A 2,041-nucleotide genomic window follows, 5' to 3' on the forward strand; every position below is an offset into this window, starting at 1 on the left:
GCGTTCTTCGTGATGTTCGGGTTTCTGGCGCTGGTCTGGCTGGCGCAGATCGTCAACTCCGCGGACGGCTACGCCACGGCCCGCGAGTACGGCCTCCGGCGTCACGGCGGGCGCCCACAACGCCCAGGACGTGTCCTTCGCGCAGGGCATGGTCCCGCACCACCGCCAGGCCCTGGAGATGGCGCGACTGGCCGCCGGCCGGGCGTCCTCCGCGCAGGTCAAGGGCCTCGCCTCGCGCATCGAGAAGGCGCAGGATCCGGAGATCAAGACCATGAGCGGCTGGCTCACGTCCTGGGGTGAGGACGTCCCGGACTCCTCGGCCGCCACGGCGGAATCCATGCCCGGCATGGATCACTCGGGCTCCGCGATGCCGGGCATGATGGGCGGTTCGGACATGGCCGCGCTCGAGAAGGCGTCCGGCAAGGACTTCGACGCGAAGTTCCTCGCGATGATGGTCGAGCACCACGAGGGCGCCGTGGCCATGGCCAACACCGAGAAGAACAAGGGTGAGTACGCGCCCGCCATGTCTCTCGCCGACGACATCGTCGCCGCGCAGACCGCCGAGATCACCGAGATGAACAAGCTGCTCGGCAAGGGCTGATCCCGCGGGAGGGGAGGGGCGGTCCCCGGGACGCCTCTCCCCTCCCCCGGTCCGGGCCGCCTGGACGAGTTCGGCGCGGCCGGACCGTCGGCGGCGAAGGAGAACGAGAACAGGCTCAGCTGCTGATCTGCCGCTGCGAGGAGCCGCCGCCGACGGCCACCTTGCGGGGCTTGGCGCGCTCGGCGATGGGGATGCGCAGGGTCAGCACACCTGCGTCGTAGTCCGCCTGGATGCGCTCGGTGTCGAGGGTGTCCGCCAGCACGAGCTGGCGGGAGAAGACTCCGAGAGGTCGCTCGCTGAGCTCCATCTGCACGTCGTCCGCCTTGGCGACGGGCCGCCGCTCGGCCTTGACGGTCAGCATGTTCCGCTCGACGTCGACGTCGATCGCGTCCGGGGAGACGCCGGGCAGATCGAGGGCGATCACGTACTCCTCCCCCTCACGGTAGGCGTCCATCGGCATCGCCGACGGCCGCGACCACGTGCCCGTGGTGTTCAGGAGCTGCTGGGTGAGTCGGTCGAGCTCGCGGAACGGGTCGGTGCGCATCAACATCGGGAAACACCTCCAGTGTTCGGATCAGGCACTTGCTGCCAATGCGGGGTGACCTGCCACTGTTGTAACATGTCATCGATACGATGACAAGCAAGATGTCGTCCATACGATGACAGCGCCACCGGAGGCGGCATGACCACCGACGATCACCAGGACCCGCACACCGTCACCCCCGCGTCCTTCCTCGCGGCCACGGCCCTCGACACGATCAACGAGGCTCTGCGCACCGCCGGGACGCCGCCGTCGGACGAGCACGCCGCATGCGCCCAGCCCAGCTCGGAACAGGCACTCGCCGCACTCCTGTTGCTCCGTGAGGTGCGCGACCGGCTCGCCGGCTGGGAACCGGGCCTGATCGAGGAGGCCCGGGAAGCGGGCGCCAGCTGGGCCGACCTCGCGCACCCCCTCGGCGTCGCCAGCCGCCAGGCCGCCGAACGTCGCTACCTGCGCGTCCGCCCCGGGAACCCTGGGTCCACGGGCGAGCAACGCGTCCAGGCCACCCGCGACCGCCGCGCCGCCGATCGCACCGTCACCGCCTGGGCGCGCGCCAACGCCGCCGATCTGCGCCGGCTCGCCGGACAGATCACCGCGCTCGACCTCCCGCCCGCCGCCCGCAGCCCTCTCGTCGAGCTCAGCTCCGCCCTCGCCGCGGACGACGCGGCCGCCCTCGTCGGCCCGCTGACGGGCACACGCTCGTATCTGACTCCGGAACACCCCGAACTCGCCGCGCGGGTCGACGACGTGGCCCGTCACACCGACCGGCTCCGCCGCGACAGCGGCGACCAGCGCCGAGGGCCTCACATCCCGCCGCGGCCCTGACCGCCCCGCCTGCCCCCACGCGCCCGGCCGGGGTCGGCTCCCGTCGGGCTAAACTCCCGAGAGGTGCCAAGGGG

Annotated in this window: 2 protein-coding genes and 1 pseudogene; 2 read left to right on the forward strand and 1 reads right to left on the reverse strand. The window is 71.5% G+C overall.

The annotated features are described in order from the left end of the window. Positions 1-85 precede the first annotated feature (85 nt). Positions 86-601, forward strand: a pseudogene (locus tag ABT300_RS43545) (DUF305 domain-containing protein); the annotation flags it as partial. 115 nt (positions 602-716) lie between these two features. Here the strand turns inward: ABT300_RS43545 and ABT300_RS43550 are convergent. Continuing rightward, positions 717-1,151 carry an Hsp20/alpha crystallin family protein gene (locus ABT300_RS43550; RefSeq protein ID WP_351688586.1) on the reverse strand — a complete coding sequence of 145 codons (435 nt, stop codon included), beginning with the start codon at positions 1,149-1,151 and terminating at the stop codon, positions 717-719. Positions 1,152-1,283: 132 nt separating this feature from the next. Here ABT300_RS43550 and ABT300_RS43555 point away from each other — a divergent pair, with 132 nt between their 5' ends. Further along, the gene (locus ABT300_RS43555) at positions 1,284-1,967 is read left to right on the forward strand and encodes a type III effector protein (protein ID WP_351688588.1); all 684 of its coding nucleotides are present in this window, start codon (positions 1,284-1,286) and stop codon (positions 1,965-1,967) included. Positions 1,968-2,041 lie beyond the last annotated feature (74 nt).

This window comes from Streptomyces sp. NPDC001027 (genome assembly GCF_040299045.1).
In the GTDB taxonomy this organism is placed as follows: Bacteria; Actinomycetota; Actinomycetes; order Streptomycetales; family Streptomycetaceae; genus Streptomyces.

Excerpts from the sequence above, each read along its gene's own strand:
- ABT300_RS43550 (WP_351688586.1), bottom strand. The coding sequence starts at position 1,151 with ATGTTGATGCGCACCGACCCGTTCCGCGAGCTCGACCGACTCACCCAG.
- ABT300_RS43555 (WP_351688588.1), top strand. The coding sequence starts at position 1,284 with ATGACCACCGACGATCACCAGGACCCGCACACCGTCACCCCCGCGTCC.